The organism is Leptolyngbya sp. FACHB-711 (assembly GCF_014695615.1).
In the GTDB taxonomy this organism is placed as follows: domain Bacteria; phylum Cyanobacteriota; class Cyanobacteriia; order Elainellales; family Elainellaceae; genus Leptolyngbya_A.
The window spans coordinates 1-5,801 of record NZ_JACJOR010000469.1 but is presented as its reverse complement, the minus strand read 5'-3'; the positions used below and the strand labels follow the sequence as shown (position 1 = coordinate 5,801).

The 5,801-nt window shown below is 49.5% G+C and carries 4 protein-coding genes and 1 pseudogene; 3 read left to right on the top strand and 2 right to left on the bottom strand.

The genetic code is table 11. From position 1 onward, the window contains the following. Window positions 1-4 precede the first annotated feature (4 nt). The gene (locus H6F80_RS21805; RefSeq protein WP_190793632.1) at window positions 5-307 is read right to left on the bottom strand and encodes a plasmid pRiA4b ORF-3 family protein; all 303 of its coding nucleotides are present in this window, start codon (window positions 305-307) and stop codon (window positions 5-7) included. Here H6F80_RS21805 and H6F80_RS21800 point away from each other — a divergent pair. From H6F80_RS21800 to H6F80_RS21790, 3 genes are all read left to right on the top strand, one after another. Further along, a complete protein-coding gene (locus H6F80_RS21800) occupies window positions 307-552 on the top strand; it encodes a DUF1822 family protein (protein ID WP_190793631.1) in 246 nt (81 codons plus the stop codon). The genes H6F80_RS21805 and H6F80_RS21800 overlap by 1 nt on opposite strands. A 49-nt stretch (window positions 553-601) precedes the next feature. After that, window positions 602-3,166, top strand: a complete 2,565-nt coding sequence (locus H6F80_RS21795; RefSeq protein ID WP_190793630.1) for a CHASE2 domain-containing protein — start codon at window positions 602-604, stop codon at window positions 3,164-3,166. Between the two features lie 86 nt (window positions 3,167-3,252). Beyond that, window positions 3,253-3,903, top strand: a complete 651-nt coding sequence (locus H6F80_RS21790) for a DUF928 domain-containing protein (RefSeq protein ID WP_190793629.1) — start codon at window positions 3,253-3,255, stop codon at window positions 3,901-3,903. A 9-nt stretch (window positions 3,904-3,912) separates the two neighbouring features. Here the strand turns inward: H6F80_RS21790 and H6F80_RS30020 are convergent. Further along, window positions 3,913-5,331, bottom strand: a pseudogene (locus H6F80_RS30020) (CHAT domain-containing protein). Window positions 5,332-5,801: the final 470 nt, after the last annotated feature.

The following is a 5,801-nucleotide window of genomic DNA, read 5'->3' as shown; positions in this document are numbered from 1 at the left end:
ATTCTCATCCCGCTAAAAAGGCTTGTGTCACTTTAGCTTGAGTCGATGAAAGTTGAAGCAGATAGAGGCTTCCAGACAAATTCACCCAGAGAGCAAAACCCGCAACCAGTTGATGTTCTTGAGCATGAATGATGAAGCGATGCAAGTGGATGTCTTCCCAGCCCATTGCGATCTGAATGAAGTGATGGAGGTCAGCGATGCTACTATCTGAATGCACCAAGAGTTGCCGCCAGATCAGAGGGCTAATCCCGACCAAGCTGACTTTCAGTTGATAGATTTCGCCAGGACGAGTAGAAGAGGGCTGCATTGCCTGATTTTACTGCGTTTCCCCTGGTTTTTTCCGCTCTCCAGCTTCGTCCGACCGGAAATCGAACGCACCTTCCCAGCGAGATTCAAGTCAGACTCTTGAGTGAAACGGATGCTGAGATTTGGCAAAATCGGGCTGCCCTTCCAGAAGCAATTCATCTTCAATTTTCGGGACAGACCGGAGAGCGGTTTAAGATTGAACTGACCAATGGCGATCGTCAGATTACTGAAACGTTTGTAATTTGATTTCGTGATCGAATGTTGATTGAATCGTAATCTAGCCAGGATGCTCTCGATGAGCAAGCCCATTAGCCAACCCATCAGCCAACCCATTGGCAAGCGCGTCATTCTCAAGCTGGAAGGCACCCTGGAGCAAGGCTTTCAGGGAATGCTTGAAATTGGGGTAGAAGGGGAGCCATCCTTCGCAGAACAGGTTGGGGAACTGCCGCCCGCGCCCTATTTAGCCGCTCAACTTCAGCAGTGGCAGCAGGAATACCGCAAACTCTCCAGAGCTACGCGAATTATCCTCAAGCGTGCTTCGACACAGTTGGGGGCACTGAGCTACAGAGAACAAATGGAAGCCTGCCGTCAAACGGCTCAAGCCTTAACGCAGGCATTTCAGCAATGGCTAGGTTCGGCTGCTTTTACCGCGATCGACAAATTCTTGCGAACAACCCTCAGTCTACATGAGCCAATTCGCCTTCTGATTCGGACACCTGACCAGCGACTTTATCATCTGCCGTGGCACTGCTGGGATTTTATCGAAGATTATGCTCAGGCAGAAGTGGCATTTGGAAGGCCGATTAGCCGCTTTCCGATTCAGAATTCAAGCCTACCTTCTGCCTCTGAGTCTGTTCGTATCCTGGCAATTTTGGGAGACAGCCGCAGTATTGACACCGAACAGGATCGTCGGATTCTCCAGCAGCTCCCCGATGCTGCCGTGGAATTTCTGGTGGAGCCATCGCTTTCTCAAATCAGCCAGCAGCTTTGGGGGAGGAACTGGGATGTGCTGTTTTTTGCAGGGCATAGCCGCACTGAAGACAACCGGGGACGTATTTTTATCAATTCCCAGGACAGTCTTTCGATCGAAGATTTGAAACTGGGACTGAAACAGGCGATTGGATGCGGCTTAAAGCTGGCAATCTTTAACTCCTGCGACGGACTGGGGCTTGCCTATGAGCTGGAATCCCTGTATCTGCCCCAGTTGGTCGTAATGCGACAGCCCATTCCCGATCGCGTAGCTCAGGCGTTTTTGAAATATCTGCTGACTGCCTATGCCGAGGGAGAATCCTTGTATCTTGCGGTCAGGCGGGCTAGGGAGCGGTTACAGGAGGAATGGGAACGCGAATTTCCCTGCGCTGGTTGGTTGCCCGTTGTCTTTCAAAATCCCGCTGCAATTCCCCCCACCTGGCAGGAACTTCTGGGACAGCGTGACGCTTCTACGGCAGGGATGCCCCCGTCTGCAATTGTTTCATCAGTGAGGGTACCTGCCTCCCCACTAATCCGTCCATCTGCACCGCAGGAATGGCTGGGTTCGCTGGGTAGGAAACGGGACCTCCGCATTGTCTTGGCGATCGGCATTCTAAATGCCCTGCTGCTGACTGGCGTGAGAACCACCGGCATTTTACAGCCCCTGGAATTAAAAGCCTTTGATCAGATGATAATTCGGCGACCGCCAGAACGTCCCGATCCACGTATTTTGATTGTGGGAATCACTCAAGAGGATATTCTGGCGCAGCAGCAGCGCAATGAATCGATGCAGCGAATCTCCACCTCGGCTCAAACCTACAATCAGCCGTTCGATGTCTCCCTCTCAGATCAGTCGCTCAGCCGCATTCTGGAAATTCTGCTGCGTCACCAGCCGCGTGTCATTGGGCTGGATATCTATCGTGATTTCCCGGTTCTGCCTAATCAGCCCCAACTGGCAGGCTATCTGCGTCAGCAATCTATTATTGCCATCTGCAAAGCTGAAGACTACTGGAATGCTAAAATTCCGACGATCAATCCACCCCCCGAAGTACCAGTCGAACACATAGCCTTTTCTGATTTTCAAACTGATGACGACCAGATTTTGCGGCGACAGCTTTTGCAGATGAATCCCCTAAAGCAGCGATCGACCACGGGCTGTGAAGCTACCCAATCCTTCAGCGTCAAAGTTGCCTTTGCATATTTGCAGCAGCAGGGCATTACCGCCCAAATTACGCCCTATGATGATTTGCAGATTGGAAATCGCATCTTTGAGAGCCTGCGACCGCGGCAGGGCGGTTATCAGTTCTTGAGGGCAGCTGATAAGGGCGTGAGTCAAATTTTGATGAACTATCGGGCTGCAACCGAGCCAGCAATCACAATTTCGATGGGAGAACTTCTCGATTCTCAATCTGACATCAATCCGGCATACATCAAGGACAAAATTGTGCTGATTGGTGTAACCGCACCGCAAGGAGATCTCTGGAATACTCCCTACAGCAATGCCCAAAAGCAGCAGATCAAGGGAGTTAAGGTTCAGGCTCACATGATCAGCCAGCTTATTAGTGCTGCTCTGGATCAGCGTCCCCTGCTGTCTATCTGGTCACAGGGAATGGAGTTCGTTTGGGTATTGGGCTGGTCGGTTCTTGGCAGTATGTTGGTTTGGCAATATATTGGGGATAAGAATGAGTTTGAGAATAGAAAGAGATTAATTCTTTACTCTGTAGCCGCCGTTATTATAACCTCCGTTATTTTATCAATTCTGTGCTTTGTCGCTTTCTTAATGGGTAATTGGTTGCCGTTTGTAACTTCTCTGCTTGGTTTTATTGCATCCAGCAGTGTTACAGTCATTTACTTGATGCTCAAAAACCGTAGATCTTCTTTCAACCTATGAGTCTAATCAATTCTATCCGTAGCGTCGTTCAACCTGTTTTCAAGTCAAGCACAATTTTTGCGATCACAATCAGCTGCACTACCATCTTGACGATCACTTCCCCGTTCACGCCGAGAGTCGGTGCCCAGAACGCACCCTATGAAAATGGACAGGTTCCAGGTCGTTTCTCTGGTGGCGGACAGCGAAGTAATTGTCCGGCAACCCAGTATCCTCTGATTGCCCTGGCTCCTTTCACTCAGGACGGAACGTTTAATCCGCCCGCAATCTATGTGGGTAGCGTGACGGTTGCAGAGCATCCCACGTTCTGGTTTTATGTGCCCTATTCCCTCAGCGAAAGCTTGACGGCAGAGTTTGTTTTACGAGATGCGGTAGGTCGAGTTCTCTACCAGACGAAACTGAGCCAAATGACTGCCTTTGAACAGGCCTCGCATCTGGTGAGCATTAGCGTACTAGATACGGAAACGCCCCTGTCGATCGGGCAAGTTTACCGCTGGTCTTTCAAAGTTAACTGTGCGTCTGAAGTCCCCATCTATGTGAATGGTGGCATTAAACGAATTTCTGCGACCACAGATACCAATCCTGAAAGTTCGTTCGATCGCATTCATGCCTTGGGCAGCCAGTGGCGATCGAATCCTAATGATCCAATTGTGGCAGCACAATGGAATAGCCTTGTCCAATCTTTTATTTCCGCAGCCGAGCAATTGTCCCAGCCGCCGTTCGAGCGGGTAAATCAGTAACAGCGACGATTAGAGCCAATTACCCAGGAGTAGATAGGGTGCCCAGTAAACAGGATGCCCATAGTTCGGGTGTTTCAAAAAGTGAATCTGGGCTTGCCTAAGAACTTCTGATTTAGGCATCGTAGGATTCTGGATAAGCTGCCGATAAAACTCAATCATCATCCGTGCTCCGAAATCATCGTACACACTCCAGAGGGTTGCAATCGTACTGCGCGCCCCGGCTCGAACCGCAACGCCCGCTAATCCAAGAGCGGCTCAATTGTCGCCATCGGCAGTCTGGCAGGCACTTAGCACCAACAGTTCGATCGAATTAGAACCCGATTGGTTGCGTCGAAGGATTTGCTCAAGGTCAGTGACTGAAACTTCGCCATCGGCAGCCATAATAAAGGTTTCATCCTGGTTGCTGCTAAACTTCCCGTGGGTTGCCAAATGAATGATTTGAAAAGAATCTTCCGCAATTCGTTCCTGTAAATCTTCTCTTTTAAAGTTCTCTAGGCTGGCGAAGCTGTGCTGTTGACCGTTCTGAAGAATCTCTCGAATCTGCTCTTCCTCCTCCTGAACAAAGGGAAGGTCTGAAAATCCTTCGGCTTTCGAGAGTCCAGCAAACAAAACGCTGAGGCGATCGCGATCGAGCGGTTTTGGATCAGGCAGACTCAAGCCCGGTGTCAACGCAATCCCGTATTGCTCAATTAAATACTGTTGACCATCGTACAGAACCGCCATCGGAATATTTTTGAGAAACCCATCGAGAACAAATACCAGTGTTTTTATGTCCTGCGATCGCAGTAGCGCAACAGCGGGCTGAATTAACCAGCAATAGACCTGTTGAGCAGGTTCCTTAAACGGCTCCGTTGAATTCTCCGGATCTGTGATTTGACGGCGCAAGTTCAGTAATGTTTCTTCGACGAACTCCTGTTTAACCTTTGTTGAGTAGTACAGTAAGGGCAAGGGCTGTTCCTTCCGAGGCAGCTTCAGCACTACCGCAATCTGGTCAGGCAAAATAATCGGATAAATAAACGCTGCCTTGGCCGCATAGCCGTCTGCATCCATTTGCTGGTTGCTAGTCTTTTCAATCACCTCATCCAGCGCAATCACAGGTGCATCAATACACCCCTCCCGGAAAAAGTTTTGCAATTCTGCAATTTGTAGTGCCTCCAGTGTTTTCCGCGCTCGGTCTAAATTTTGGTTGTCCTGATCATTATTACGGCTGAGCTGCTGTTCTAAACTAATCTGTGGCATTGCCTGAAGCCGAAGCTCAATCAATTCCCGATAGGCAGGCTCAACTCTCTCTCGAAACGAAAACTGCTCTCCGCGATCGATTGTGGACAAATCTGCTTTAATTAACTGCAATGTTTTGATCGCCTCATCGTAGGCAGCGATTGCCTCAGTTCGATATTTGATCTGCTCTGCACCTGATTTTTCGCTCATCTGTGCCTTTAGAATTCGTCCCAGCTGCCACTGCCAAAGGTAGGTAATTTCGGGTGCATTGACCAGCGATTGAGCCTGAAGGAGGGCGCGTCGCGTTAAGTTTTCTGCCTCTGTCCATTGCTGCGTTACCTCATACAAACTGCCCAACCGCCCGATCGCATAGGACATCGCACGGGGATCTGACAGAATTTCAGCCCGAACTCTGGCACTGAGCAGAATTTTTTCAATCTCCGATATAAGGGCATCATCACTACCCGTACTCCAATACCCTCGGCCCTTGAGAAGACTCTGAGCAAAATTGATTTGGGCATAAATCCCTGCTTGGGTGAGCGGGAGCTGATTAATTTGCTGCTGAATTTGCGGTAGTTGCTCCTCGGCAGTTTCCCACTCTGCCTGTGCAATCAGCAAATTTAATTGATTTAGTCTGGCTTGAATTTGAGTCAGAGGAGAATTACTGGTCTCCACTGCCT